Annotated in this window: 22 protein-coding genes and 1 pseudogene; 9 read left to right on the top strand and 14 right to left on the bottom strand. The window is 70.4% G+C overall.

Annotated features, from left to right (window positions below; all coding sequences use genetic code 11):
* Positions 1–81: 81 nt before the first annotated feature.
* The 3 genes from E1218_RS00330 to E1218_RS00320 all read left to right on the top strand — a co-directional run bounded on the left by E1218_RS00330 (position 82) and on the right by E1218_RS00320 (position 4,684).
* Complete coding sequence (locus E1218_RS00330) at positions 82–2,904, top strand: hypothetical protein (RefSeq protein ID WP_132314939.1); 2,823 nt, start codon at positions 82–84, stop codon at positions 2,902–2,904.
* Positions 2,901–3,416 carry a hypothetical protein gene (locus E1218_RS00325; protein ID WP_132314937.1) on the top strand — a complete coding sequence of 172 codons (516 nt, stop codon included), beginning with the start codon at positions 2,901–2,903 and terminating at the stop codon, positions 3,414–3,416. Before E1218_RS00330 ends, E1218_RS00325 begins: the two co-directional genes overlap by 4 nt.
* Positions 3,417–3,511: 95 nt before the next feature.
* A complete protein-coding gene (locus E1218_RS00320) occupies positions 3,512–4,684 on the top strand; it encodes a hypothetical protein (RefSeq protein ID WP_132314935.1) in 1,173 nt (390 codons plus the stop codon).
* 54 nt (positions 4,685–4,738) lie between these two features.
* Here the strand turns inward: E1218_RS00320 and E1218_RS00315 are convergent, their stop codons facing one another.
* The 4 genes from E1218_RS00315 to E1218_RS00300 all read right to left on the bottom strand — a co-directional run bounded on the left by E1218_RS00315 (position 4,739) and on the right by E1218_RS00300 (position 11,087).
* Positions 4,739–7,279 carry an ATP-dependent Clp protease ATP-binding subunit gene (locus E1218_RS00315; protein WP_132314933.1) on the bottom strand — a complete coding sequence of 847 codons (2,541 nt, stop codon included), beginning with the start codon at positions 7,277–7,279 and terminating at the stop codon, positions 4,739–4,741.
* A 423-nt stretch (positions 7,280–7,702) separates the two neighbouring features.
* On the bottom strand, positions 7,703–8,029 hold the full coding sequence (locus E1218_RS00310) for a histone-like nucleoid-structuring protein Lsr2 (protein WP_132314931.1): 327 nt from the start codon (positions 8,027–8,029) through the stop codon (positions 7,703–7,705).
* A gap of 301 nt (positions 8,030–8,330) precedes the next feature.
* Positions 8,331–9,851, bottom strand: a complete 1,521-nt coding sequence (gene lysS, locus E1218_RS00305; protein WP_132314929.1) for a lysine--tRNA ligase — start codon at positions 9,849–9,851, stop codon at positions 8,331–8,333.
* A 9-nt stretch (positions 9,852–9,860) separates the two neighbouring features.
* Complete coding sequence (locus E1218_RS00300; RefSeq protein ID WP_165949063.1) at positions 9,861–11,087, bottom strand: MFS transporter; 1,227 nt, start codon at positions 11,085–11,087, stop codon at positions 9,861–9,863.
* A 58-nt stretch (positions 11,088–11,145) separates the two neighbouring features.
* Between E1218_RS00300 and E1218_RS00295 the strand changes: the two genes are divergently transcribed.
* From E1218_RS00295 to E1218_RS00285, 3 genes are all read left to right on the top strand, one after another.
* Complete coding sequence (locus E1218_RS00295; RefSeq protein WP_202865683.1) at positions 11,146–11,712, top strand: winged helix-turn-helix domain-containing protein; 567 nt, start codon at positions 11,146–11,148, stop codon at positions 11,710–11,712.
* A gap of 74 nt (positions 11,713–11,786) precedes the next feature.
* Entirely contained in the window at positions 11,787–12,233 is a 447-nt protein-coding gene (locus tag E1218_RS00290; protein ID WP_132314923.1) for an NfeD family protein, read from the top strand.
* Positions 12,221–13,147, top strand: coding sequence for an SPFH domain-containing protein (locus E1218_RS00285; protein WP_132314921.1), 927 nt, complete (start codon positions 12,221–12,223; stop codon positions 13,145–13,147). Before E1218_RS00290 ends, E1218_RS00285 begins: the two co-directional genes overlap by 13 nt.
* A gap of 254 nt (positions 13,148–13,401) precedes the next feature.
* Here E1218_RS00285 and E1218_RS00275 read toward each other — a convergent pair whose 3' ends face one another.
* The 8 genes from E1218_RS00275 to E1218_RS00240 all read right to left on the bottom strand — a co-directional run bounded on the left by E1218_RS00275 (position 13,402) and on the right by E1218_RS00240 (position 21,922).
* Positions 13,402–14,697 (bottom strand): hypothetical protein, encoded by a 1,296-nt coding sequence (locus E1218_RS00275; protein WP_233711902.1) that lies wholly within the window; start codon positions 14,695–14,697, stop codon positions 13,402–13,404.
* 84 nt (positions 14,698–14,781) lie between these two features.
* A complete protein-coding gene (locus tag E1218_RS00270) occupies positions 14,782–16,215 on the bottom strand; it encodes a multicopper oxidase family protein (RefSeq protein ID WP_132314917.1) in 1,434 nt (477 codons plus the stop codon).
* A 38-nt stretch (positions 16,216–16,253) separates the two neighbouring features.
* Positions 16,254–16,694, bottom strand: a complete 441-nt coding sequence (locus E1218_RS00265; RefSeq protein ID WP_132314915.1) for a hypothetical protein — start codon at positions 16,692–16,694, stop codon at positions 16,254–16,256.
* Positions 16,695–16,793: 99 nt separating this feature from the next.
* Entirely contained in the window at positions 16,794–17,555 is a 762-nt protein-coding gene (locus E1218_RS00260) for a type III pantothenate kinase (RefSeq protein ID WP_132314913.1), read from the bottom strand.
* On the bottom strand, positions 17,555–18,427 hold the full coding sequence (gene nadC / locus E1218_RS00255) for a carboxylating nicotinate-nucleotide diphosphorylase (protein WP_132314911.1): 873 nt from the start codon (positions 18,425–18,427) through the stop codon (positions 17,555–17,557). The genes E1218_RS00260 and nadC overlap by 1 nt, the downstream gene beginning before the upstream one ends.
* On the bottom strand, positions 18,420–20,084 hold the full coding sequence (locus tag E1218_RS00250; RefSeq protein ID WP_132314909.1) for an L-aspartate oxidase: 1,665 nt from the start codon (positions 20,082–20,084) through the stop codon (positions 18,420–18,422). Before E1218_RS00250 ends, nadC begins: the two co-directional genes overlap by 8 nt.
* Positions 20,085–20,225: 141 nt before the next feature.
* The gene (panC, locus tag E1218_RS00245) at positions 20,226–21,053 is read right to left on the bottom strand and encodes a pantoate--beta-alanine ligase (RefSeq protein WP_132314907.1); all 828 of its coding nucleotides are present in this window, start codon (positions 21,051–21,053) and stop codon (positions 20,226–20,228) included.
* Entirely contained in the window at positions 21,050–21,922 is an 873-nt protein-coding gene (locus E1218_RS00240; RefSeq protein WP_132314905.1) for a Rossmann-like and DUF2520 domain-containing protein, read from the bottom strand. Before E1218_RS00240 ends, panC begins: the two co-directional genes overlap by 4 nt.
* Before the next feature lie 102 nt (positions 21,923–22,024).
* Between E1218_RS00240 and E1218_RS00235 the strand changes: the two genes are divergently transcribed.
* On the top strand, positions 22,025–22,576 hold the full coding sequence (locus tag E1218_RS00235) for a 2'-5' RNA ligase family protein (protein ID WP_132314904.1): 552 nt from the start codon (positions 22,025–22,027) through the stop codon (positions 22,574–22,576).
* Positions 22,546–23,211 (top strand): annotated as a pseudogene (locus E1218_RS37900) (SAM-dependent methyltransferase); the annotation flags it as partial. The gene E1218_RS00235 and the pseudogene E1218_RS37900, both read left to right, overlap by 31 nt.
* 107 nt (positions 23,212–23,318) lie before the next feature.
* Here E1218_RS37900 and E1218_RS00225 read toward each other — a convergent pair.
* Positions 23,319–24,761, bottom strand: a complete 1,443-nt coding sequence (locus E1218_RS00225) for a PH domain-containing protein (RefSeq protein ID WP_132314900.1) — start codon at positions 24,759–24,761, stop codon at positions 23,319–23,321.
* 35 nt (positions 24,762–24,796) lie between these two features.
* Positions 24,797–25,285: a PH domain-containing protein gene (locus tag E1218_RS00220; RefSeq protein ID WP_132314898.1), complete on the bottom strand. Its 489-nt coding sequence runs from the start codon at positions 25,283–25,285 to the stop codon at positions 24,797–24,799.
* Between the two features lie 26 nt (positions 25,286–25,311).
* Between E1218_RS00220 and E1218_RS00215 the strand changes: the two genes are divergently transcribed.
* Positions 25,312–26,517, top strand: a complete 1,206-nt coding sequence (locus E1218_RS00215) for an NADH-quinone oxidoreductase subunit D (protein ID WP_132314896.1) — start codon at positions 25,312–25,314, stop codon at positions 26,515–26,517.
* Positions 26,518–26,524 lie beyond the last annotated feature (7 nt).

Raw genomic sequence — 26,524 nt, 5'->3', positions numbered from 1 at the left:
CCCCTTTCCGACAGTCCGGGTCCCATCAGCGTGGTCACAGCGTTACAACGGGGTACATGGGTGGCGGGTAACTTCTTTTTCATGCCGCTGCGCGATCTTCCCACCGAATCGAAGGCCGCGGCGGCCCTTCTCCGTACCGATCTGATCACCCATCGCAGGACGATACGACGATCCGGACGGCACTGTGGCGTGCTCGCGTGTCTCGCCGCCGGTACGGCGTTCGCGGTTCTCCTGCCGGGGTCGCCGGGTACAGGCTGTTACCTGTGGCGGGCGAGCACGCAGCCGATCACGGGCCGCGGCGCGGCCCTCGCCGTACCGGTCGCGATCGTGCTGCTCGTGCTCGCGGATCGCTTGTCCGCCGACAGATTCCGGCTTCACCGGCTGGTCCGGTCCCTTGGTACGGCGGCGGTCGCGCTGACCACCGTGGCGGCCTGGACCGGGTTCGCCGCGCAGGGCCGGCCGAGCTGCGCGACCTCACCGACTGTGATCGGCACGCTCGTGTTCGGCACGCTCGCGACCGGCGTCGCCGCGCACTGGGCGACGCGTTCGACAGCGCCGTGGACGGTGCCCGAGGACGGCCCGGGCGACGGGTCCGCCGAGCCGCTCAACCAGTCCGAATTGCGGGCAGTCTTTGTCCAACTGGGGGACGAGGTCGACGCCTGGACGCCATTTCGCTTCCGCGGGTTCGCCTTCGCGTCGGGTGCCCTCGCCGTCCTGCTCGCGCTCTCGACCGCGCTCCCGTGGCGTGAACTGCTCGATCCGGTCGCGCTCGGGCCGACCGCGTCCGAAGCCGGTCTAGCCCGGTCGCAGCTCTGGGAGATCCCGTCGGCGCGAATCTGGGCGTACCTCGTCTGCGGGGCGGCGGTGGCGACGCTCGTCTCGTCGGGACTGGTCCGACGAGCGGCCGCCGTGGCCACCGGGTCGGTGGTGATCGCCGGGCTGCTCGCTCATCTGCTGTGGCTGCCGCCGAGGTTGGCCTCGGGGGTCGGGTATCGCCCGGCGATCGGCGCCTGGATCGCTCTCGGACTCGGACTGCTCCTGCTCGTGGCGGGTCTGTGGGGTGCACGCCGGGCGGTGGTGACCGGTGCGGCGGTGCTGGGCGCAGTGGCCGGTGTGCTCGTTCCTTCGGCGACCGGAGCGCCTTACCGGCCGCCGGTCGAGGCCGGGGTGCCGCATCGGTTGCTGGATCTGCACGGCGGACAACTGGTCGATCGCCTCGGCATGCGGGTCGGCATCGGTACGCCGGACCCGCTGGACTCGGTGGCCGGGATGCTGGACGGGTCGCCCGGGCAGTGGCTGCTGGGCCGGACCGGTTCCGAGAGTTCGACCGTCTTCGCGTACGACGACGGCGTCGCACTCCCGCAGGTCACGCTCAACCACGGTCCCCCGCCGCCCGCGCTGTGGGGAGTCACCGACGATCGCATGATCCTGCTCGCCGGCGGCGCGCTCGGCCGGCCGTGGGCGATCCTCTCCGTACCGCTGGACCTGGTCAGTGCCGACATCAGCCTGAGCCACGAGAACCAGGACGGATCGTACTATGTGACACCCGGCGTCGACGTGCTCGCGACCGGCCACGGCACCGCCCTCGGTCACCGCAACGCGGACCGGTCGATCGTCGTCCGGGGATCCACGACCACCTGGCGGATCCCGGCGAACCAGCTGCGCAAGGGGATGCGCCTCGCGGACTTCGTGGTCGATCCCGGACCGGGTGCACCGGGCAACGCGGTCTCGACCGGTCCGGACGGGACGACGGTTTGGCGGACGAGCGAGACCGGAGTGGCGATGGTCCGGCCGGGCGGCGAGCCTCGGCAGCTGGCCGGGGTGGCCCCGGCCGGCTGCGTCCTGAGCAGCGACGCCGCGAGTTCGTCGATGACCATCGATGCCTTCGCGGTCGACCTCCACGGCAATGTCTGGCTGGGCGGTGGTGCCCCGACGTCGGTGATCACGCCGGACGGCGTACTGCGGAAGCTGCCGGGTGGGGCCGACGGCGTGAAGAGCATCGAGGCACGGCCGGACGGATCGGTTCTGCTCGGCACGTCGCCGGGAGGCGGCAACCAGATCCTGCGAATCCCCGATGCGGCTGCCGCGGCGGCGTCGTACCCGGCTGCTCCCGAGCCGACGCCTCGCTGCGACCGTCGGAGGCCGGCCGACGGCCTGACGTCGTACCGGACCTCGGTATTGCCGCCTGTGCCTGTCGTCGATCCGAAGCCCGGTGCGGCCGGTGTGAGCACGCAACTCGCTCTGGATGCGGCCGGACAACTCGTCCGAGTGCGCGTGCCGTTGACAGCTCGTGCATTCGCCCCGGACGGACAGGGTGGGGTGTGGTGGACGGTTGCCGGTCGTTCGGGCGAGAGCGCCGCGCATCTGTCCGCCGGTGTCACGACGGTCGTACGGGATCCGCGACCGCTGCCGCCGAACCAGGAGGGCGAGCACGCTGCGGCCGCCGGCGACCGATTGGTGACTGCGGTCGGTGCCGGTGCCTACAACTTCTACGGGCCGGGCGGCGCGGTGCGTCGGGTGCACGTCAAGGGTGACCTGCGTGAGCTGGTCCAGCTCCCGTCCGGCCAGGCGGCCATGGTGATCGGCGAACGACTCGTCCAAGCCGCCGGCGACGGGCGGACCAGGGTCCTGCTGGGTGGATCGGCGTCCGGCTGGCCGATCTCGGCGACCGGCGTACCGGCAGCGGAGCGAACCGCCGACGGCAGTTGGTTCACCGGACCCGACGGCACCCTCTGGGGGTACGACGGAAGTCATCTGGTGCGCGTGGACGCGCCGGGCCGGATCACGGTGATCGCGGGACCGCGGCAAGGGGTGCCACAGGCCGCGGACCAGGTCACCGTGATCCGCCAGGCGCTCTACTTCCGGCTGGGCAACGACCTCGTCCGACTGGAGCCCGCGGGATGACCGACTTCCCGGACGAAGTACTGCCTCGCCGGCTGGACGCAGCCGAAGCGGAGCTGGCGCGGTCCGAGCACCGTTGGTTCGCTCGCATCACCCTCCTGACCGCCTTGGCGACGGGCTTCACCCTTCTGCTGCCCTGGACGTACACCCGGCGCTACGGCCTCTCGGTCTGGCAGCTGGGCGTCGAGACCCACCCGGCGCTGGCGTTCACCTGGCTCGCCGGGATCGTGACCACGGTCGCCACCCTGGCGCTCGAACCGGTCGCCCGCGCTCGAGTGACTGCAGGGGTCACCGCGGTCATCGCCGGCTCGTGTCTGGCCGTCGCCTGGCAGGCCACCAATCTCGACCCGGTGGAGGACACCTGGCCGGGCCCGGGGCCGTCGTTCGCCATCGCCACCTCGGTGCTGTGGCTGCTCGCGGCCGTCGCCCAACTCGTTGCCCAGAACAACAACCCTGCGGCACCTGACGAGGCCGCCGTCGTCCGTGCGATCGCCCGGCTCCGCCGGACCCGTTGAGTTCACTCCCCGGAGGGAGACGGAACACTCTCGCGACTGAGGTCCGCGGGTGCGCTCCGGCTGGACAGTGAGAGCACTGACGGCTGGAGGAAGCGATGAGCGATGTTGGAGTCCGGGAGAGAACCCGGCACGGGCTACCGGTGCTGGTGGCGGCCCTGTCGTTGGTCTACGGGATCACGGGGCTGGCCTGGTTGCTGGGTGCCGGAAACTACGCGTTCGGGCCGGTGCCGCCGGACGGCGAGCGACTGTCGCTGCTGGCGCGGGTTCCGGACGATGTCGGCGCCGGACTGATCGCCGTCCTCGGGATCCTCGGGGTGCCGGCGGCGATCGGGCACACCAGGACGGAGTGGAGTGCGTCGGTGTACCGGCCCCTGCTCGGGTTCACGGCGTTGCAGACGGTGGTGTTCGGGCTGCTGGCGCCCAGTGTCACCGTGGTGATCATGACCGGCTACCTGCTGGTGCTGGTCGGTCTGCCGGCGGGCGTCGGGTGGTTGATCGTCGGAGCCTGGAGACAACCGGCGACCCGGGTGCTGCTGAGTGGCCTGGCGGTCGTCCTGGTGGGGCTCGAGGTGACCACGGGGCTGTTCGACCGGGCCGCGTTCGGGGAGGTGGCCGTGGGGATCGGCGGCGTACCGGCGAAGGTCGGGACCATGCCGTTGTTCGTCACCGGGGCCTTCCTGCTCGGGTGCGGTTGGGCCATCCTGGGCGTCCGTGGCCTGCGCAGCACGCGCGGACAGTGCCTCCGGTGCGGCCGACCGGGCGCGCGCTGGACGCGGCCCGAGTCGGCGCGGCGCTGGGGCTTCTGGGCGACGGTCGTGGCGGTGCTCTGCCCGATGCCGTACGCGCTGCTGCGGATGACCTGGTTGCTGCCGAACCCGATCGGTTTCGACGCCGACGACCTGAACGCCGAGCCGGGCATCAAGCTATTCGGCCTCGGGCTCGGGCTGATCGCACTCGGCGCGGGCATCGTCACCCTCGGGCTGATCCGGCCGTGGGGTGAGATCTGGCCGCGGTGGATCCCGATCGTCGCCGGGCGGCCGGTCCCGATCAAGGCGGCCGTGATCCCGGGCGCCGCGGCCGCGACCCTGCTCCTGGTCGGCAGTGCCTCGCTGATCGGCCTGCTCTGGTCCGACGAGGCCTCGCTGACCGAGAACCTGGTCTACCAGCTGATCCTGCCCTTCCCGCTCTGGGGAGCCGCCGTCGGGCTGGCCACCGCTGCCTACTACTACCGCCGGAGAAGCACCTGCACGAGCTGCCGTCAGGGCTGACACAGCAGAGGGCCCCGCGCACGAAGCGCGGGGCCCTCTGTGGGTTCGTGCGACTTACGAGTCCTGCAGGCCCGTGGTGCCGCCGGCCGTCAGGTCGGACAGCTCCAGCTCGGGCGACGTGGACTTCGGCGTACCCGTGAAGGTGAAGTACTCCGGCAGGCCGTCCTCGCCCACCGTGCCCTCGGGAGCCACGTCGACCAGGACGATCTGTCCGGAACGCAGTTCCCCGAACAGGATCTTCTCGGCCAGCACGTCCTCCACGTCGCGCTGGATCGCGCGGCGCAGCGGGCGGGCTCCCAGGACCGGGTCGAAGCCACGGTCGGCGACCAGTGCCTTCGCCGCCGGGGTGAGCTCGATGCCCATGTCCTTGTCCTTCAGCCGTCCCTCCACCTGCGCGAGCATCAGGTCGACGATCTTGACGATCTCTTCCTTGCCGTGCTGGTGGAAGACCACGATCTCGTCGACGCGGTTCAGGAACTCCGGCCGGAAGTGCTGCTTGAGCTCCTCCGTCACCTTCGCCTTCATCTTGTCGTACGACCCGGGGGCGTCGTTCGACTGGCTGAAGCCGAGGTTGACCGACTTCGAGATGTCCCGCGTACCCAGGTTCGTGGTCATGATGATCACGGTGTTCTTGAAGTCGACCACGCGGCCCTGGGCGTCGGTCAGACGACCCTCGTCCAGGATCTGCAGCAGCGAGTTGAAGATGTCGGCGTGGGCCTTCTCCACCTCGTCGAACAGCACCACGCTGAACGGCTTGCGGCGCACCTTCTCGGTCAGCTGGCCACCCTCTTCGTAGCCGACGTAACCAGGCGGCGAACCGAACAGCCGGGACGCGGTGTGCTTCTCCGAGTACTCCGACATGTCGAGGCTGATCAGCGCACTCTCGTCGCCGAACAGGAACTCGGTCAGCGCCTTCGACAGCTCGGTCTTACCGACACCGGACGGACCGGCGAAGATGAACGAGCCGCTCGGGCGGCGCGGGTCCTTCAGCCCGGCGCGGGTACGCCGGATCGAGCGGGACAGCGCCTTGACCGCGTCCTCCTGGCCGATGTACCGCTTGGCCAGTTCCTTCTCCATGTCGAGCAGCCGGGAGGACTCCTCCTCGGTCAGCTTGAAGACGGGGATGCCGGTCGCGGTGCTCAGCACCTCGGCGATCAGCTCCTCGTCCACTTCGGCGACGACGTCCATGTCGCCGGCCTTCCACTGCTTCTCCCGCTCGCCCTTCGCGTTGATGAGCTTCTTCTCGTCGTCGCGGAGGCTCGCGGCGCGCTCGAAGTCCTGCGCGTCGATCGCCGACTCCTTCTCCCGGCGCACGTTCGCGATCTTCTCGTCGAACTCGCGCAGGTCCGGCGGAGCCGTCATCCGGCGGATCCGCAACCGGGCGCCGGCCTCGTCGATCAGGTCGATCGCCTTGTCCGGCAGGAACCGGTCGGAGATGTAGCGGTCGGCGAGCTGGGCGGCCGACACCAGCGCCGGGTCGGTGATGGTCACCCGGTGGTGCGCCTCGTACCGGTCGCGCAGGCCCTTGAGGATCTCGATGGTGTGCGCGATCGACGGCTCGGCCACCTGGATCGGCTGGAACCGGCGCTCCAGCGCGGCGTCCTTCTCCACGTACTTGCGGTACTCGTCCAGGGTGGTCGCACCGATGGTCTGCAGCTCACCACGGGCCAGCATCGGCTTCAGGATGCTCGCGGCGTCGATCGCTCCCTCGGCCGCACCGGCCCCGACGAGGGTGTGGATCTCGTCGATGAACAGCACGATGTCACCGCGGGTGCGGATCTCCTTGAGCACCTTCTTCAGGCGTTCCTCGAAGTCACCGCGGTAGCGCGAACCGGCCACCAGGGCGCCCAGGTCGAGGGAGTAGATCTGCTTGTCCTTGAGCGTCTCCGGGACGTCACCGCGGACGATCTGCTGGGCCAGACCCTCCACGATCGCGGTCTTGCCGACACCCGGCTCACCGATCAGGACGGGGTTGTTCTTGGTCCGCCGGGACAGCACCTGCATGACCCGCTCGATCTCGGTCTCGCGCCCGATCACCGGGTCGAGCTTCGATTCGCGGGCGGACTGGGTGTAGTTCCGGCCGAACTGGTCGAGCACCAGGGAGCTGCTGGGAGCACCTTCGGTGGCCCCGGCTCCGGCCGACGCCGTCTCCTTGCCCTGGTACCCGCTCAGCAGCTGGATGACCTGCTGACGGACCTTGTTCAGGTCCGCGCCGAGCTTGACCAGGACCTGCGCGGCGACACCCTCACCCTCGCGGATGAGGCCGAGCAGGATGTGCTCGGTGCCGATGTAGTTGTGGCCCAGCTGCAGGGCCTCGCGCAGGGAGAGCTCCAGCACCTTCTTGGCGCGTGGGGTGAACGGGATGTGCCCGCTCGGTGCCTGCTGCCCCTGGCCGATGATCTCCTCGACCTGGGAGCGGACGGCCTCGAGCGAGATACCCAGGCTCTCGAGAGCCTTGGCGGCGACACCCTCACCCTCGTGGATCAGGCCGAGCAGGATGTGCTCGGTCCCGATGTAGTTGTGGCTGAGCATCCTGGCCTCTTCCTGAGCCAGGACGACTACCCGACGGGCGCGGTCCGTAAATCGTTCAAACATCGCCAAAGCGCTCCTTGCCTCAGAGGAGTCGGACGTGCCGTGTGGGCCGACCCCCGTACATGCATGCTAGTCCCCGGTGCCGACAGGCTCGCTCTGGGCGAACAAATGCTCATCGTCGAGCCGGCGCCGGACAGGCATCACAAGGGAACAACCCCGCGGATCCCCAGGGTGTTCCCACCCGGGCCGACCCACCGAGCCTGTTCGCCAGCAGCGAATTCCCGGATCTGCCTGCCGCCTCAGTGATCCTTCGCGACACGCCCGAAACCGGATGCGTCCACACTGTGAAACAACCGGAATGCGGACGGTCCGACGGAGCGGAGCCTGATGACACAGCGGAGGCGAGGCCGTCCGCGCTTTCTGCGGACGGCCTCGCCTCTCACGTCCGGCACCCCGCGGAGGCCGGGACCGGCGATCCCTGCGGAACTACTTGGCTTCGTTGTACGCCGCACGCACCTCGGCCGAGATCCGGCCGCGCTCGCTGACGTCGTACCCGTTCTCCTTGGCCCAGGCCCGGATGTCGGCGGAGTCCGACGCCGACCGGCCCCGGCCGCGCGCCCGGCCACCACCACGGCGACCAGACACTCGGCGTGCCGCCCCGACATACCCGGAGAGGGCGTCGCGGAGTTTGGCAGCGTTCTTCTTGGACAAGTCGATCTCGTACGTCGTTCCGTCCAGGCCAAAGGTTACGGTCTCTTCGGCCTTACCGCCGTCGAGATCGTCCTCGAGAACCACCTGCACCCTTTGAGCCATCGATGACAGTCCTTTCCGCGCCCGTCACCGGGCCGCAATCCCCCTGCCGTTTTGTTTGCACCTGATTTGTACCGCACAAACCGGCTTCGTGTCATTCACATCCCACAATGAGTGGGAAAGATGTGACTAAACCGCCGGTACGGCGTGGCGCTGATCGACGCTGTGCAGTCGTGGTGACCTGGAGTATTCACATCCGAAACCGGCCGGGCCAGAATCCCATGGCTATCAGGAATATTGGACCCCGGCATTTGCAGTGACCGTCCGTTGTGCTATGCAACGGTCCTGCGACCGATTCGCGAAATCACTCCGGACGCAGCAACGGGAAGAGAATCGTCTCCCGGATACCGGCCCCGGTGAACAGCATCACCAGCCGGTCCAGGCCCATCCCCATACCACCGGCCGGGGGCATCCCGAACTCCATCGCGCGCAGGAAGTCCTCGTCCAGTTCCATCGCCTCCGGGTCCCCGGCGGCGGCCAGCATCGACTGTGCCACCAGGCGTTCCCGCTGGATCACCGGGTCGTTCAGCTCCGAGTACGCCACCCCGAGCTCGACCCCGTTGACGATCAGGTCCCACGCCTCGACCAGGCCCGGAATTTCCCGGTGCGGCTTCGACAACGGCCGCACCGACTCCGGATAGTCACGGACATAGGTGGGCTGGATCAGGGTGTGCTCGACCAGCTTCTCGTACAACTCCAGTGCGATCTCACCGGCATTCCAGCCCGGCTGCAGGCCGACGTCGTGCTGCTCGGCCAGCTTCGTCAGCGTGGCCACGTCGGTGCTCTGGTCGACCGGCGTACCGACCGCTTCGGAGACGAGTTCGAAAAGGGTCGCGTGCCGGAACGGCCGGTCCAGGTCGATGGTCGAACCGTCGCGCGCCGTGATCACCGTGCGGCCGACCGCCCGGGCCGCGTTCCGGATCAGCTCCTCGATCAGTTCGGCCATCGTGTCGTAATCGCCGTACGCCTGATAGGCCTCGATCATCGAGAATTCCGCGGCGTGGGTCGAGTCCAGACCCTCGTTGCGGAACGTCCTGCCGATCTCGTAGACCCGGTCGACACCGCCGATCACGGCCCGCTTCAGGTCGAGCTCGAGCGCGATCCGCAGCTTCATCTCCTGGTCGAACGCGTTCAGGTGGGTGCTGAACGGCCGGGCGGCCGCGCCGCCGTTGGTCAGCTGCAGCACGGGCGTCTCGACCTCGATGTAGTCGTGCGAGTCGAACGTCTGCCGCAACGACTTGAGCACGGCGGCCTTGGTCCGGACCATCTCGCGGGCCTCGGCCCGGACGATCAGGTCGACGTACCGGAGCCGGACCCGAGCCTCCTCGCTCAGCGGCTTGTGCTCGTTCGGGAGCGGGCGCAGCGTCTTCGCGGCCATCTGCCAGCGGGTCGCCTGCACGGACAGCTCGCCGCGGCGGCTGGTGACCACCTCGCCCTGGACGGACAGCAGGTCGCCGATGTCCACCAGCGCCTTGAACCGGGCCAGCTCCTCCTCACCGAGGTCGGCCAGCGACAGCATCACCTGGAGCTCGGTCCCGTCGCCCTCGCGGAGCCGGACGAAGCACAGCTTGCCGGTGTTGCGCAGGAAGATCACCCGGCCGGCCACCGAGACCTGCTCGCCGGTCCGGGTGTCGGGCGCCAGCTCCTGGCCGTCGTACTTCGCCCGGAGGTCCTTCAGCAGGTGTGTCCGGGGCACCGAGATCGGGTACGGCTGCACTCCCTCCGCCAGCAGGCGGTCACGCTTCTCCCGGCGGACCCGCATCTGCTCGGGCAGGTCGTCCTGCCCGCTGTCGGGCTTCGCCGGGTTCACGTGTGCGTCAGTCATGGCTCAAGGCTAGTGACTGAGCACCTTCTGAGCCGAATCGTTTGTCTCCAGGCCCTTGACACGGAGCACCGGTACGGCGGCCGCCGCCGCGGCGACGCCGCACGCGGCCCCGCAGGCGACGAACGTCATCCGCGTCCCCAGCAGGGCTCCCAGGAGACCGCCCAGCACGAGGGCGAACAGACTGCACGCCCGGGCCGTCCCGTTGAGCGCGGCGACCACCCGCCCCCGGACAGCCTCCGCCGAGCGGGTGACCACGAGCGTGCCGACTGCCGCGTTGAGCAGGCCGCTGCCGAACCCGACCGTGACCGAGCCGATCAGCAGCGTGACCACGCCGTTCGCCAGGCCCATCAGCACGCACGCCACCCCGATCGCCGCCATCCCGGCCAGTACGGCCCGGGACCGGGTGATGGCCCCCACCAGGCGGCCGGTGAGCCATGCTCCGGCGATCGCGCCGGCGCCCTGCACGGCCACCACCCCGCCGTACCCGGCCGCGTCCAGCCCCAGCTCGCCGGTGATCAGGTAGACCTCGACCACGTTGACCGCCTCGCCCGCCAGGACGAACATCCACAGGCACGGCACCAGGATCCGCAGCAGCGCGTCGCTGAAGATGCCGCGCAGACCTGCCGTCATCGCGCCCGGCTCGGGTACGACGCCACGCTCGGGACGGCGCCGCGTGACCACCAGCCTGGCCACCACCGCCAGGACGAGGAACGTCGTCGCGTCCACGAGCAGCGCGCCGCGGTCGCCGGACCAGGCCACCAGCACTCCCCCGACCGCCGCCCCGGCCAGCGTCGCCACTCCGACCAGCGCCTGACTGGTCCCCGTCGTCCGGCCGACGAGGTCCTCGCCGACGATCCGCGGGATCAACGCCGCCCACGCAGGCCCGGAGACCGCCGTACCCACCTGGAGCAGGCAGACGAGCACCAGCGTCTCGGCCAGGCCGTCACCGAAGGCCAGGCCGATCCCGGCCGACGCCTGCACCAGCGACGCCGAGACCAGGACCGTGCGGGAGTCGTGGCTGTCCACGATCCGCCCGGCGAACGGGATCATCACCACCGTCGGTACGGCGAAGGCCAGCAGCAACGCGGTCATCGTGCCGGGACCGCCGTACTCCGAAACCCGCAGCATCAGCGCGATCAGGGCGATCGAGTCGCCGGCCGACGACAGCGCGCGGGCCGGCAGCACCAGCCGGACGTCCCGGAACGACCAGATCGAAGTCTGAAGTGGTTGCTTCACAATTCTGAAGTTAATGCTTCACGTTCCGCGGCGTCAAGGGATTCGCTACGCTGACGCCGTGGCCCAGAAGAAGCGCGTGGTGATCTCCGACCCGCGGGCGATCCGCGCCCTGGCCCACCCAGCCCGGCAGCGGGTGATCGACGAGCTCTACACCGGCAAGGTGCTGACCGCGACCGAGTGCGCCGAGCTGGCCGGGCTGACGCCGTCCGCGATGAGCTACCACCTGCGCGCGCTGGAGCGCTGGGGCATCGTCGAGCGGGCCGAGGAGTCGGCCGACGGCCGGGAGCGGCCGTGGCGGGCGGTGGCCGCCAGCCTGATGATCGCCTCGCAGTCGACCGGCGCCGGCCGGCTGGCCAGCCAGGCGATCATGCGGACGTCCGTGGACCGGCTGCTCGAGCAGTTCGAGGACATCTCCGGCGACGACCCCTGGGACGACGTCAGCTCGCTGAGCCGGGCCCGGTTGTGGCTCACGCACGAGGAGGCCCGGCGGTTCGGCCAGGAGCTCAGCGACCTGGTCGACCGCTACCGGAAGGGCCGGACGGCGGCCTCGCACCCGGGCGGGACGCGCCAGGTCAGCACGCTGCTGGCCGTCGTACCGATCGGGAAGCCGCCAGAAGAAAGCTGAACTGTTAGCTATCTAACCGTCCCGGCGAGGTACCGTCGAAGGAGAGGCACTTCTCGCCCCCGTGGGTGGTTCCTATGCAGTCGTGGCATTTGTGGTTGATCATCGCCGCTGTTCTCGGCACGGCCGAGTTGATGACGGCGACTCTCGATCTGCTGTTGCTGGCCGTCGCCGCGCTCGCCGCAGCAGGAGTCGCCGGGCTCGGGCTCGGCCTCGGACTGCAACTTCTCGCGTTCGCCGTCACCGCCGCCGCGATGCTCACCCTGGTCCGCCCGGTCGCACGCCGTCACCTGACGTCGTACCCGCGGCTGCAGTCCGGGGTGGCTGCGCTGGTCGGCCGGGAGGCCGTCGTCCTGAGCCCGGTCAACCGCGAGGCCGGCCGCGTCCGCCTGAACGGCGAGGAGTGGAGCGCGCGGTCCTACGACCCCGATCTCGTCATCCCCGAGGGCACCACGGTCGACGTCTTCGCCATCGAGGGCGCCACCGCCCTCGTCCATCCCCGGGAGGATCCATGGCCGAACTGATCTTCGGGGCGATCGTCGCCCTGCTCGCCGTCGTCCTGGTGCTCCGGACGGTCCGGATCGTGCCACAGGCGCGGGCCAGCAACGTCGAGCGCCTCGGCCGCTACCTGCGCACCCTGGAGCCCGGACTCAACCTCGTCATCCCGTTCATCGACCGGCCCCGGCAGCTGATCGACCTGCGCGAGCAGGTGGTCTCGTTCGAGCCGCGCTCGGTGATCACCGAGGACAACCTGGTCGTCCACATCGACACCGTGCTGTACTTCCAGGTCACCGATCCGCGGGCGGCGGCGTACGAGATCGCCAACTACATCCAGGCGATCGAGCAACTTACTGTGACCACCCTCCGCAACGTGATCGGCAGCCTCGACCTGGAGAAGGTGCTGACGTCGCGCGAGCACATCAACTCCACCCTGCGCGGCGTCCTCGACGAGGCGTCCGGCAAGTGGGGCATCCGGGTCAACCGGGTCGAGCTGAAGGGCATCGAGCCGCCGCCGTCGATCAAGGAGTCGATGGAGAAGCAGATGCGGGCCGAGCGGGAGAAGCGGGCCGCGATCCTGGCCGCCGAAGGCCAGCGGCAGTCCAAGATCCTGACCGCGGAAGGTGAGCGGCAGGCCGCCATCCTGCGGGCCGAAGGTCAGGCGAAGGCGATCGACACCGTCTTCGACGCCATCCACCGCAACGACCCGGACCCGAAGCTGCTCGCCTACCAGTACCTGCAGATGCTGCCCGAGCTGGCCAAGGGCCCCGGCAACACCTTCTGGGTGATCCCGTCCGAGGTCACCACGGCGCTGCAGAACGTGACCAAGGCCTTCAACGGCCTCGCCCCCGACCTCGCCAACGGCCAGACTCCCGAAGCAGCCACCGGCCGGACGGCCGAGGCCGCCAACGGCAAAGCCCCTGAGATCACCCCGGACTGATGCCCCTGAGCCACCAACACGGTTGTCACCGGATGTCACCATGGAGACCCGGCGGTCCCTGGGCACGCGCTCGCGATCGTCGTTCCGACCGGAGGAATGGCGATCGCGACCTATCTGGTCGTCGGGCTGGTCATCGGGATCGAGAGCGTGGGGGTGCCGTGACCTGGTGAGACCGCGGGGATCGCGGCCGCGGCGACGGCTACGTCACGATCCGCCGCCGGCTGCGCGCGGTGGCAGTCGAGCCGCAACCGGAGTCAGCGGACGCTCAGCGGTAACGGCGGGGTGGTCGTCCCGGCCAGCGGGCGGCCGAACATCATCGCGTTCGGGATCACGAACCGGTAGCTGAACGATCCGGCCCGGGACGCCTTGAACGGCAGCGACGCCAGCCCCTTGCGCATCGGCACCGCCGCCTGGTTCACCCACCGCCGGGTCTGCCGGTTCCACAGCTGCAGGACCACGGTCGTGTTCATCGCCGGCGTGACCGTCGTGGAGACCACCACGTTCTCCCCGCGTCGCTTCGACGCACCGCCGGCGAATCCGGCGCCCGCCACCCGGACGACGCTCTTGGTGTACGTCGGCCGGCTGGTGGACGTACCGGTCAGGACGCCGACCCGGGTGTACGCCGGGACGACGGCCCGGTACGGCCGACTCGGTCCGTTGACCATCGGGATGTCGTAGTGCCCGCCGGCGGTCGTCGAACCGCGGGCCACCGGTGTCCACCGGGCGCCCGGGGTCACCTGCGTCAGGATCACCACCGGCACACCGGCCGGAGTCGCCCGCCGCTGGACGCAGGCGGTCTCCGCCTCGCAGACGACTTCCTGGACGAGCACCCGGCCACGGACGTGCACCTGCACGCCGTACAACGCGAGCGCGGGCAGGGCGCCGTTGACCGAGCTGGTCAGGCCGACCACCTCGCCGCCGATCCGGCTACTCCACTCGTTCTGGGCCCGGAGCTGGAACAGGTACGGCGGCTGGAGGCTCTTGATCAGCTGCCGGGTGGACGTCGTCGCCGGGCCGATCGCGCGCATCGTCCCGCCGGGCCTGCCGACCATCGGCACGTAGCGCTGGGTCTTCGGGCCCTTCACGTCCAGCGGGTCGTTCGGGGTGAAGTCCGGCGGCGCCGCCGGCACCGACCACTTCATCAGCACGCCCCGCCCCATCGGGGTCGGACTGGCTCCGCTGGGGCGAACCGGCCCGTCGGTGTCGAACACCTCGGAGTGGGCGAGCTTGCTGGTCACCCCACCCTGTGACGTCCCGGTCGCCACCGCAACGCGGTAGTTGCCGTCGGGCGGAAAGGCCGAGGTCGGGATCTCCCACGTGTTCGGCTCACCGGCACCGAGATACTTCACGTACGACGGACTGCTGCTGAGCACGCCCTCGATGGTGATCCGGTTGGGAGCGTTGTCGTCCTTCCAGGTGACCTCGACCCCGCCACCGCCGTCACCGGCCCAGGCGACCGCCACGTCGGTGGGCACCGGGTCCGACTGGCAGGCGGTCAGAACGGTGGCGCCGAGCAGCACCGCCAGCCCCACGGCGAGGACTCGCCGCACTCCGACCACCTCGTTCCAGCTGCCTCACAACCGACCCGGGTGAACCATACCCATTCCCAGGTACCCAGCCTGAAGGACCGGGGATCACTCGGGCTGATTGCCGGCCGGGCCGCCGAGGTGGAACTTCGAGGTGACGCCGGTGTACATCAGGTGGGTGACCAGGCCCTGGGCGGCGTGCGGGAGGTTGTGGCAGTGGTCCATCCAGATGCCCGGGTTGTCGGCGACGAAGGCGATCTCGTAGGTCTCGTCGTTCTCGACGTTCAGTGAGTCGGTCCACCACGGACTGCCGGTGGCAGCGACGCCGTCGCGGCTGAGGACGGCGACGTGATGGCCGTGCAGGTGCATCGGGTGGACCTGGCCGGAGGTGTTCCGGACGGTCATCCGGACGATGTCGCCCTCGCTGACCATGAACATCGGCACGTCCGGGAACTGGTGCCCGTTGATCGTCCACCACAGCCCCGGCCGGCCGTCGAAGAACCCGGGCCGCCGGCCGATGTCGTACCGGAACACCCGGGTCGCCCGGTCCGGGTCGAAGCCGAGGTCGCCCGGCTGCCCGTAGGACAGCAGGTCGACCCGGTCCCGCGGCTCGGCACCCGCGGGGGCGTCGCCGTCGCCGATCACCAGCGAGGTCGGGCCACCGCCGAGACCGATCCGGATCACCGACCCCGGCGGCATCGTCACCTGGAGATCGACCCGGCCGCCGGCGGTGACGAGCACGGACCTGCCCTCGACGGGAGGCGGCGCGTTGATCTCGGTCCCGTCCACCGCGACCACCTTGTACGGCGCCCCGTCGACCCAGGCGGCCCACGGTCCGTTGTCGGTGTTGATCAGCCGGACCCGGACGGTCGATCCCGGTGCGGCCACCCGGCGTTCGCCGTACCCGCCGTTGACCGTGCGCACCTTGTCGTAGGTGTGCACGGCCGCGACCACGTCCACGGCGGTGGGCTCCACGATCAGTACGCCCCACAGGCCCTTCTTCACCTGGTCGTGGGAGGCCTGGTGGGAGTGGTACCAGTACGTGCCGACGTCCTCGGCGACGAAGCGGTACACGTGCGACTGCCCGCGGAGCACCGCGTCCTGCGTCACCCCGGCGACGCCGTCCTCGGCCGCCGGTACGTCGACGCCGTGCCAGTGCACGGTGATCCCGTCGGGCACGGACTCGTTGTGCAGGGTGACCTGGATCAGATCGCCCTGGCGCGCGACGATCTCCGGCCCCGGCGAGGTGTGGTTCAGCGTGTAGCCGTCGGTCGAGCCGCGGCCGGGGATCTCGAACCGCTCCTTGCGGGCGACCAGTTCGACGGCGACATCCGGCGTACCGGACGGCCCCTTGAGCGTGCTGACGTCCTGGCCGTGGTGCGCGTGCGTGGCCGGCCCACCGCCGTAGTCGGCGTACCCCATCTCCATCGGGGACAGGTCGCCCGGCACCAGGCTGCGCTGCCAGAACCACGCGATCGGCGCCAGGACGACGATCGTCGCCGCGACCGCGATCACGGTGCGGCGCCGCGGCCGCCAGGCCATCAGCCCGCGACCACGCGCGCGTCAGTTGCCAGGAGCATCTATCTGGCCGCCTCGGCCGGCGACTCGGCCGCGGCCGGCGCCGGTGTGGCGACTGCCCTGCGGGCGGCCATGCTCGCGACCCCGGCCAGCGCGAACGCGTTCAGGCCGTGCAGCGTGCCGACGATCGGCGTACCGAAGGAGACGAACGCCAGCGCGATCTGCAGCGCCACCAGCCCGACCACGTACAGGGCCCACCTGACCCCGCCCTGGACCTTGGCGAAGAACGAGACGATCAGCAGCAGCAGCGCGATCACCGGAATGGCCATCATCCCGATCCAGCCGTGCGCCACGTGGCCGAAGTTGAGATCGGTGTTCTTGTCGATGACCAGGCCGTCGTCCATGTCCTTGATCGCGGTGAACCACGCGAGCGCGATCGTCATCGCCTGGACCACGACACCGATCGCGACCAGACCGGCCAGTGCACGGTAAACAGACTTCAATTCCCCCACCCCCGGAAGTCGTTTCACCTCATAGTGATCCAGACCACAGGGGCGCACAAGGGGTTTTCGCCCGTCCGGGCATATCTGGCACTCCGCGGTCTAGTTGTTCCGGGCGAAGGCCCGGAACAGACCGTGCAGGGTCAGTAGCGGTTCGTTGCGGACCGGCGTCGCCAACTGCTCGGCCAGCAAGGGCGCAAGCGCTCCGGTGAGCACGACCGCGGTGCCGGCGGCCAGAGATTGTTCGGCGCGGATACGCGTGACCAGGCCGTCGACCAGCGCCGCGAACCCGTGGATCGCACCGGACTGCAGGGCCTCGACCGTGTTCTTCGCGACCACCGAACGCGGCCGGACCAGCTCCACGCGGCGCAACTGGGCGGCCGCGTTGCCGAGCGCATCGGTCGCGGTCTCGATGCCGGGGGCAATCACTCCGCCGACGAAGGCGCCGGCCGGGCTGACCACGTCGATGGTGATCGCCGTGCCCACGTCGACGACGAGGCACGGAGCGCCGTACAGGTGGACCGCCGCGAGCGCGTTGGCGATCCGGTCGGTGCCGACCTCCCGGGGGTTGTCCACCAGCACCGGCAGTCCGGTCTTCACGCCGGGCTCGACCACCACACTCGGGACGTCCTGGTAGTACCGCGCGACCACGTCCCGCAGTTCGTGCAGCACGTGCGGTACGGCGGAACACACCGCGATCCCGGAGACCGGCGACTCCCCGGCCAGCAGGCCCTGGAGCAGCACCGCCCACTCGTCCGCCGTCCGCCGGGCGTCCGTGCCGACCCACCAGTGCCGCTTGACCGTGCCTTCGAAGACCAGGCCGACCAGGGTCCTGGTGTTCTCGACGGCCACGGCGAGCAGCATCAGGCGTCCCTGGAATCCAGCTCGGCGCGCAGGTCCAGGGCGATGTCGAGGACCGGCGCCGAGTGGGTCAGCGCGCCGACCGCGAGGTAGTCGACCCCGGTCTCGGCCACGGCCCGGGCCTGGTCGAGCGTCAGCCCGCCGGAGGCCTCCAGCTTCGCCCGCCCGGCCACCTTCCCGACCGCCTCGCGCAGCTGCGGGATGTCCATGTTGTCGAGCAGGACCAGCTCGGCGCCGGACTCGACCGCGATCAGCGCGTCGTCGACCGAGTCCACCTCGACCTCGACCGAGAGATCCGGGTACGCCTTGCGGACCAGGCGGAACGCCTCGGCGACCCCGCCGGCCGCGAGCACGTGGTTGTCCTTGATCAGGGCCGCGTCGGACAGGCCCATCCGGTGGTTCCTGCCGCCGCCGCAGCGGACGGCGTACTTCTCCAGCGAGCGCAGCAGCGGCATCGTCTTGCGGGTGTCGCGGATGACCGCGCCGGTGCCCTCGACCGCGTCCACCCAGCGCCGCGTGAGCGTGGCCACGCCGGACAGGTGGCAGAGCAGGTTGAGCGTGGTCCGCTCGGCGGTCAGCAGCTGCCGGGTCTTGCCGCGGACGGTCAGCAGAACATCGCCCTCGCGCACGGTCGCACCGTCGGTGACGGAGTACTCGAGCTCGACCTCGTCCGGCGCGGCGACCAGCCGGATCACCAGCTCGGCGATCTCCAGGCCGGCGACCACACCGTCGGCCCGGGCCACCAGCTCGGCGACCGAGACCTGGCCGGGGTCGATGGTGGCGGTGGTGGTGACGTCCACCCCACCGGCCAGGTCCTCCTCGATCGTGGCCCGCACGAGGTCGGCGACCCATTGCCGGTCGACGGTGTCATCCATGCCGGTCATTCTCCTCGATCTCGTGCGCGACGAACGTCGTTCGCGGGACGGCTCGGTCGCCGTCGGCGGGCAACGTGAGGTCCAGATTGCCCGACCACCGCGCGTCGTCGCGATCGGGGCGGTCCTCACGCCAGTGCGAGCCCCGGCTCTCCTCGCGGGCGGTGGCGGCCGCGATCAGCGCGGAGGCCACCGTGACCAGGTTCGTCGCCTCCCAGCCCGGCGTACCGGGCTCCCCCGCCGGCTGCTCGATCAGCTTGCCGAGCGTGGCACCTGCTTCCGAAAGCCCGGCCGCGCTGCGGATCACGCCCGCACCGACCGTCATCACCCGCTGCAGCTCCGGTACGACGTCCGCGTCGACGAGACCGCGGACACGGGTGTCGTGGATCGGTTCACGCAGCTCGGGCAGGCCGCCGGCGAGGTGGTCGGCGATCCGGCGGGCGAAGACGAGTCCTTCGAGCAGCGAGTTCGAGGCGAGGCGGTTGGCGCCGTGTACGCCGGTGCACGCGACCTCGCCGCAGGCGTAGAGGCCGGGCACGGACGTCTGGCCGTGCAGGTCGGTCCACACACCGCCGGAGGAGTAGTGACAAGCCGGCGCGACCGGGATCAGCTCGCGGACCGGGTCGATGCCGTGCGACCGGCAGGACGCCAGGATCGTCGGGAACCGGACGCGCCACTTCTCGTCGCCGAAGTGCCGGGCGTCGAGGAAGACATGATCCTTGCCGGTGGCAAGCATCTGCCGCATGATCGCCTTCGCCACGATGTCTCGCGGTGCCAGGTCGGCGAGCTCGTGCTGTCCCTGCATGAACCGCTCGCCCTCGTGGTCCACCAGGAACGCACCCTCGCCGCGGACCGCCTCGGACACCAACGGCTGCTGGCCTCTCGCGCTCTTGCCCAGCCAGAGCACGGTCGGGTGGAACTGCACGAACTCCAGGTCGCGCACCTTCGCCCCGGCCCGTAACGCCAGCGCCATCCCGTCGCCGGTGGACACACTCGGGTTGGTGGTCGCGGCGTACAACTGGCCGATCCCGCCGGACGCGAGGATCACCACCCGGCTGCGGATCGCCCCGACGCCGTCCAGCTGGCCCTCACCCATCACGTGCAGCGTGACTCCGGCGACGGCACCGTCCTCCGCGGTCAGCAGGTCGATGACCAGGGCGTGCTCGATCAGCCGGATGTCCGGAGCCCGCTTCACCGCGGCGACCAGCGCTCGCTCGATCTCCGCGCCGGTCGCGTCGCCGCCGGCGTGGGCGATCCGGTTGCGGTGATGCCCGCCTTCCCGGGTCAGCGACAGATCCCCGTCGACGGTGTCGAACCGGGCGCCGAGGTCGATCAGGTCCCGGACGGCCTCCGGTCCCTCGGTGACCAACGTCCGGACGGCGTCCGGGTCGCAGAGGCCGGCGCCCGCGACCAGCGTGTCCTGCAGGTGCTCCTCGGGCGAGTCCTCGGGGCTGAGGGCGGCGGCGATCCCGCCCTGCGCCCACTGGGTCGATCCGGAGGCGACGACATCCTTCGTCACCACCAGCACGGAGCCGAGCTCACGGGCCTTCAGCGCGGCGGTCAGCCCGGCGATCCCGGACCCGATCACCACCACGTCGACGGTGTCGGTCCAACCGGGTTCAGGCGCGGCCAGCCGCTGGGGGACTGCGGGTCCGGTCACGGGGTCTCCCGGCCTGGACTGAGAAGCGCAGGGAGCGCAGCGACTGGGGCGACGAGGGAAGGCCGGGAGCGAGAGCCCCGTGTCCCGCCGCGCCGGAGGCGTGGCATTTGCACGGTCATCCCGTGACCGTATCAACCGCTTTCACCTGAGCGTGATGGAAATGTTGTCAATGAGACGGGTGGTGCCGATGCGGGCGGCGATCAGCATCCGGGCCTCGCCGGGGCCGATGACCGGGCCGAGGTCCGGTGCGCGCAGGGCGAGATAGTCGATCTTCACCGACGGGACCGCCTCGAGCTCCGCCTGCGCAGCGGCCATCACCGCGTCCGGCCCGTTCATCCCGGCCTTCGCCCCGGCGGTGAGCGCCCGGTAGAGCACGAGCGCCTCGTCACGCTCGGTCTCGTCCAGGTACCGGTTGCGTGAGGACAGCGCGAGACCGTCGGCCTCGCGGACGGTCGGCACCGGCACGATGTCGACGTCCCAGTCCAGGTCGCACACCATCTCGCGGATCAGCGTGAGCTGCTGGTAGTCCTTCTCGCCGAACAATGCCAGGTCCGGCGCGGTCAGGTGCAGCATCTTCGCGACCACGGTCAGCACGCCGGCGAAGTGACCCGGGCGGACCATTCCCTCCAGCTCGTCGGCCAGCGGGCCCGGATGCACGGTGATCGACGGCTCGTTCGGGTAGAGCTCGTCGCGGGACGGGTTGAAGACCAGGTCGACGCCCTCGTTCTTGGCGATCGCCAGGTCGCTGGCCAGCGTGCGCGGATACCGGTCGAAGTCCTCGGCCGGTCCGAACTGCAGCGGGTTCACGAAGATGGTCAGGACCACGCTGCCGTCCGGCCCGACCCGTTCCCTGGCCTCGGCCAGGAGCGCCGCGTGCCCTTCGTGCAGGGCGCCCATCGTCATCACGACCGCCCGGGGCCGGATCGCCGCCGCCGCCCGCAGTTCGGCCTTGGTCTGGGTGAGTCTCATCGCGGTGCCTCCCCTGTCCGATACCGCTCGCCTGCCACTCCGTCCAGCACCAGCCCGTCCAGCACCTTCGCGAACCGTGCCTCCGTGTCCGGGTCCAGCCTTCCGCCCGCCGCGGCCGCCTCCACCGTCGCCCGGGCCAGCTCGGCGTACGTCGTGCCTACCCGGTCCCGCAGGACGGCCAGATGTGCTGCCACCGTGTCGACATCGCCGCGGGCGATCGGCCCGGTGAGCGCATGATGACCGGATCGCAGCGTGTTGTCGAGGGTTGCGGTCACCAGTGGCCGGAGTGTCGCCGCCGGATCCGCCACCCCGGCCTCCCGCAGTACGGCGAACGCCTGCGAGAGCAACGTTGTCAGGTGATTCGCGCCGTGCACGAGCCCGGCGTGGTAGAGCGCCCGGTGTTCCTCGGCCACCCACTGCACCTGCCCGCCGAGCGCCTTCACCAGTCGGTCGACGAGCTCCGTGGCCGCGTCCGGCGCGGTCGCGGTGAACATCACGCCGTCCAGGCCGACCGCGCCGCCCGGGAACGTCATCGCGGGATGCAGCGCGACCGGGGTCGCCGCCGAGGCCGCCAGCGGCTCGAGGCCGTGCGCTCCGGACAGATGAACGACGTACTGCGCACCGGTGAGCGGGAGACCGGCGACGACCTGGCCGATCACGTCGTCCGGTACGGCGACCAGGACCACGTCGGCGCGCTCGGCGACCTCGTCGGCCGTCAGCACCGGAACATGGGGAAGGAACCGGGCGGCGCGTTCACGTGACGCGCTCGACCGGGCGGTCACGCCGACCAGGGGATGCCCGGCAGCCGCCAAGGCTGCTCCCAGGGCGGTTCCGGCCCGGCCGGCTCCGATCAAGCCGATCCGTTCCATGCTCACTCTCTTCGTTCCAGTCCCGCGCGGGGTACCAGACGATCTATCTTCAGCGTAGTGCCTCGTCGAGGACGAGGCACTGAGTGATGAGAGCATGCCTTGGTGAGCGACGCATGGGCCGCACGGAGCGGATTGACGGCGATTCTGATCACAGTGCCCGAGGTGGCGGAGTTCACCGATCGGTGGCGGTCGGTGTCCCGGTCCAGCGCGCGGCCCCACGTTCCGCTGACCGAGCTGATCCCACCGCACGTCACCGTGCTGGTTCCCTGGGTCGCCGAGCCGGGCGACGCGGACGTGCGCCGGCTCGAGGAGGCGGTGTCCACGTTCGAGCCCTTCGAGCTCAGCTTTCCGACGGCCGGTGAGTTCCCGGGCGGAACGGCCTGGCTGAAGCCCGAGCCGTTCGGCCAGGTGCGGTCGTTGCTGTCCGCGGTCTTCGCGGCGTTCCCGGAGTGCCCGCCGTACGGCGGGGAGTTCCCCGACCCGCATCCTCATCTGACCATCTCCGCCGGTACGGATCGCAGTGCCGACGTCGTCCGGGAGGCTTCCGCGGCGCTGGCGGCCGCCCCCGCCCCGACCACGACGCTGACCGAGCTGGGCCTGTGGCGTGAAAGCGACGACGGCAGGTGGCGGCAGTTCGGCGCAGTCTCGTTGTGACCAGCTTCCGCGAGGGCTGGGAGACCGCGCTGTACGGACCTGACGGGTTCTACCGCCGGGAGCGGCCGGCCGCTCACTTCCGGACCTCCGTGCACGCGTCCGCACTCTTCGGCCGGGCACTGGCTCGTCTCGCGCGAGCTGTGGGTGCTGAGCAGGTCGTGGACCTCGGCGCCGGCTCCGGTGAGCTGGGCGAGGTGTTGCGGGCCGAAGGGTTGCCGGTCGTGGACGTGGAACTGGACGACGAGTTGCCGACGGTCGTCCACGGACTGGTGGTCGCGAACGAGTGGCTGGACAACGTGCCGTGCGACCTCGCCGAGCTGGACGACGACGGCGTACCGCGGTATCTGCTCGCCGACTGGTCGCTCGGTGAAGTTGTCACCGGCAACGACCTGCTGTGGCTGGAGAAGTGGTGGCCGCTGCAGGAGCCCGGCGACCGGGCCGAGATCGGTACGGCGCGCGACCTGGCGTGGGCCTCGGTCGTCGACCGGCTCGCCGGCGGCGGGCTGGCACTGGCGATCGACTACGGCCACGTGCGTGCCGGCCGGCCGGCCTACGGGACGGTGACCGGCTTCCGCTCGGGCCGCGAGTGCGACCCGGTCCTGGACGGGTCCTGCGACATCACCGCCCACGTGGCGCTGGACTCCCTCGGCGGGTCCCTGGTCCGGCAACGAGACGCCCTGCGAGCCCTTGGCGTGAGTGCGACCCGCCCGCGCCTCGGCCTGGCCCAGACCGATCCTCTGCGCTACGTGGCCGAGCTGTCGTCAGCCGGCGAAGCCGCGGAACTGCTGGATCCGTCCGGGCTCGGGGGGTTCGGCTGGGTCTGGACCGCGGCCGACGAGGGAACCTCGCGGCGGGCTTCGCGGGCTCTGTCGGCCTGAGCTTCGAGGAGTCGAGCGGCTTCGAACTGGTCGCGGTGCAGCGCGATCGCGTCGGTCGGGCCGAGCGGTGTGTCCACGTGCACGTTGGCCAAGCCCAGCCGCCGCTGGATCGGTCCCTGCTCCAGCCGGACGGACTGCGTCTTGTGGTGCAGCACGATCGACGTACGGCGGCTCACCCAGCCGCGCGTGGTCACGAGGACCTGGTCGTCGTACCCGTACGCGAGGTAACGCCAGCCGATCGGGCGCAGCCGCTTGGCACGCTGCGGTGCCCGGTGCATCTCGATCCGGGCGAGGTCGAGCCCCGGCAGGACCCGCGCCAGGACGTACGCGACCTCGGCCCGCTCGCCCACCGGCAGGAGTTGCGCGCCCTCGCGGTCGTCCTCGCCTTCGGCCGGGCTGCCCGCGACGCCGGCGATGTCCAGCTCCACCCGTGACCAGCCGAGCAGGCGCCAGATGATCGGTTCGGTGATCAGCAGGCCCTGCACTCGACCGGGCGGCACGGTCTGCCGCTGGACGTCGAACAGGCCGCGCTTGGTCCGCAGGCCGTGGCCGGTCTCGGAGAGCGTGAAGCCGTGGTTGCCGACGACCTGTTTCCAGATCGGCTGCACCACACCGAGCAGCAGCGGCAGACCGGCGAACAGACCGATGTGGAAGTCCAGCACGGTGGTGGCGACGATCAGCCAGATCAGACCACCGGCGCTGCCGAGCACGGTGGACGACAGCAGGGTCGCACCGAGCAGACGGGCCGTCGGGACCACCAGGATGGGCTCCGACTGGGGCTGCTGGTCGGCGTGCTCGACGGCCTGCTCCCCCTTGGCCCGGACCAGCAGGATCGTGCGCAGCCGGACGGCCTCGTCGTACCTGAAGTAGCTCAGCTTGCCGTCGCTCTTGCCGCCACCGGCCACGTCCATCCGCAACTCGGCCATGCCGAACAGGCGGGCGACGAACGGCTGCGCGACGTCGATCGCCTGGATCCGGTCGAACCGGATGATCCGGGTCCGGCGGAACAAGAACCCGCTGTCGACGCGGATCGCCTCCTCGGTCAGCTGCCACTTGGTGAACCACCACGACAGTGCGCCGAGGGCGATACCGCCGACCAGGACGGCGATCAGCCCGAATCCGGCCAGCGTCAGGTTGCTGCGCAGGCTCTCGTTGTTCACCATCGCGATCGCCGCGACGACGAAGTACCCCCAGCCCTTCACGAACGGCGTGAGCGGGTGCAGCCGGGCGCCGGACGGCTCGTCCGGCGGCTGCTGCACGGGTGGCGGCGTGGGCCAGGGCTGCTCGCCGCCGGTTTGCTGGGTCATCTGTCGCCCGTCGTACGGCCCGGGCGCCGGCTCCGTCACAGGCCCCACGCCTGGGCCTGGCCGAGCGCGGACAGGCGGTCCCGGAGGCGGCTCGCCTCGTCCGGGTGCAGGCCCGGGATCTTCGCGTCGGTCGCCGGGGTCGCCGTGTGCAGTTCCACCGTCGCGATCCCGAACGACCGCTCCAGCGGGCCGGCGGTCACGTCGACGAACTGCATCCGTCCGTACGGCACGACCACCAGCTCACGGAACAGGATCCCGTGGCTGACCAGCAGTTCGTCCTCGCGCTCGGCGTACTTCCAGGACCGCTGGTTGCGCCCGATCAGGATCCACGACCAGGCGAACCCGGCGGCGAACACGGCCAGCGCCGGCAGGCCCCAGACCCAGCCCAGCGTCACGCCCAGCACCACCAGCGCGACCAGCCCGAGCACGCCGAACGTGATCGCCGAGTTCAGCCGGCGGACCGCCGCCAGCTTCGGCGAGACCGGCGTCCAGGTGACATCCGAGGGTGCGAAGAGGTCGTCCACACCCCAAGCCTGTCACGATAGTGGTCATGAGTACCGAGAGAGTGGTCGGAATCGGCGCGGGAGCCGCGGGATTCGACCCGCTGTACGAGCGCGGCGGGACCGGGAGCGGCTCGGAGCTGGCGACCACCGACATGGTGCTCAACATCGGTCCGCAGCACCCGGCGACCCACGGCGTACTGCGGCTCCGGCTGACCCTGGACGGTGAGCGGATCGTCGGCTGCGAGCCGATCGTCGGCTACATGCACCGGGGCGCCGAGAAGCTCTTCGAGGTCCGCGACTACCGCCAGATCATCGTGCTGGCGAACCGGCACGACTGGTTGTCGGCGTTCAGCAACGAGCTCGGCGTGGTGCTCGCGGTCGAGCGGATGATGGGCCTGGAGGTGCCGGTCCGCGCGGTCTGGCTGCGCACCCTGCTGGCCGAGCTGAACCGGGTCCTCAACCACCTGATGTTCCTCGGCTCCTATCCGCTCGAGCTCGGCGCGATCACCCCGGTCTTCTACGCCTTCCGCGAGCGCGAGACCCTGCAGGCGGTGATGGAGGAGCTGTCCGGCGGCCGGATGCACTACATGTTCAACCGCGTCGGCGGCCTGAAGGAGGACCTGCCGTACGGCTGGCTGGGCCGGGCGGCCGCCGCCTCGGCCGCGGTCCGCAAGCGGCTGCCGGACGTCGAGGACCTTGTCATGGGCAACGAGATCTTCCGCGCCCGGACCGTCGGCGTCGGCCGGCTCACCCCCGAGCTCGTCGCCCAGCACGGCGTCTCCGGCCCGATCGCCCGCGCCTCCGGTGTCGACGCCGACCTCCGCCGCGACGAGCCCTACCTCGCGTACGACGAGTTGCAGCGCGACGGCGTACTCCGGGTGATCACCCGGACCGACGGCGACTGCTTCTCCCGGTTCTGGGTGCTGCTCGAGCAGGTGAAGGTGTCCCTCGACCTGATCGACGCCTGCCTGGACAAGCTGTCGTCGATGCCCGCCGGGCCGGTGAACGTCCGGCTGCCGAAGATCCTCAAGGTGCCGGAGGGCCACACCTACGCGTGGACCGAGAATCCGCTCGGCATCAACGGCTACTACCTGGTCTCCCGCGGCGACAAGACCCCCTGGCGGCTCAAGCTGCGCTCGGCGAGCTTCAACAACATCTCCGCCCTGCCCGCGCTGCTGCCCGGCACCGTCATCCCGGACATGATCGCCATCCTCGGCAGCATGTTCTTCGTCGTCGGCGACATCGACAAGTAGCCGGACC

It is taken from the genome of Kribbella turkmenica (assembly GCF_004348725.1).
Classification (GTDB): domain Bacteria; phylum Actinomycetota; class Actinomycetes; order Propionibacteriales; family Kribbellaceae; genus Kribbella; species Kribbella turkmenica.
Note: the sequence above shows the minus strand (reverse complement) of the source record. Positions and strands in the feature narration are given on the sequence as shown.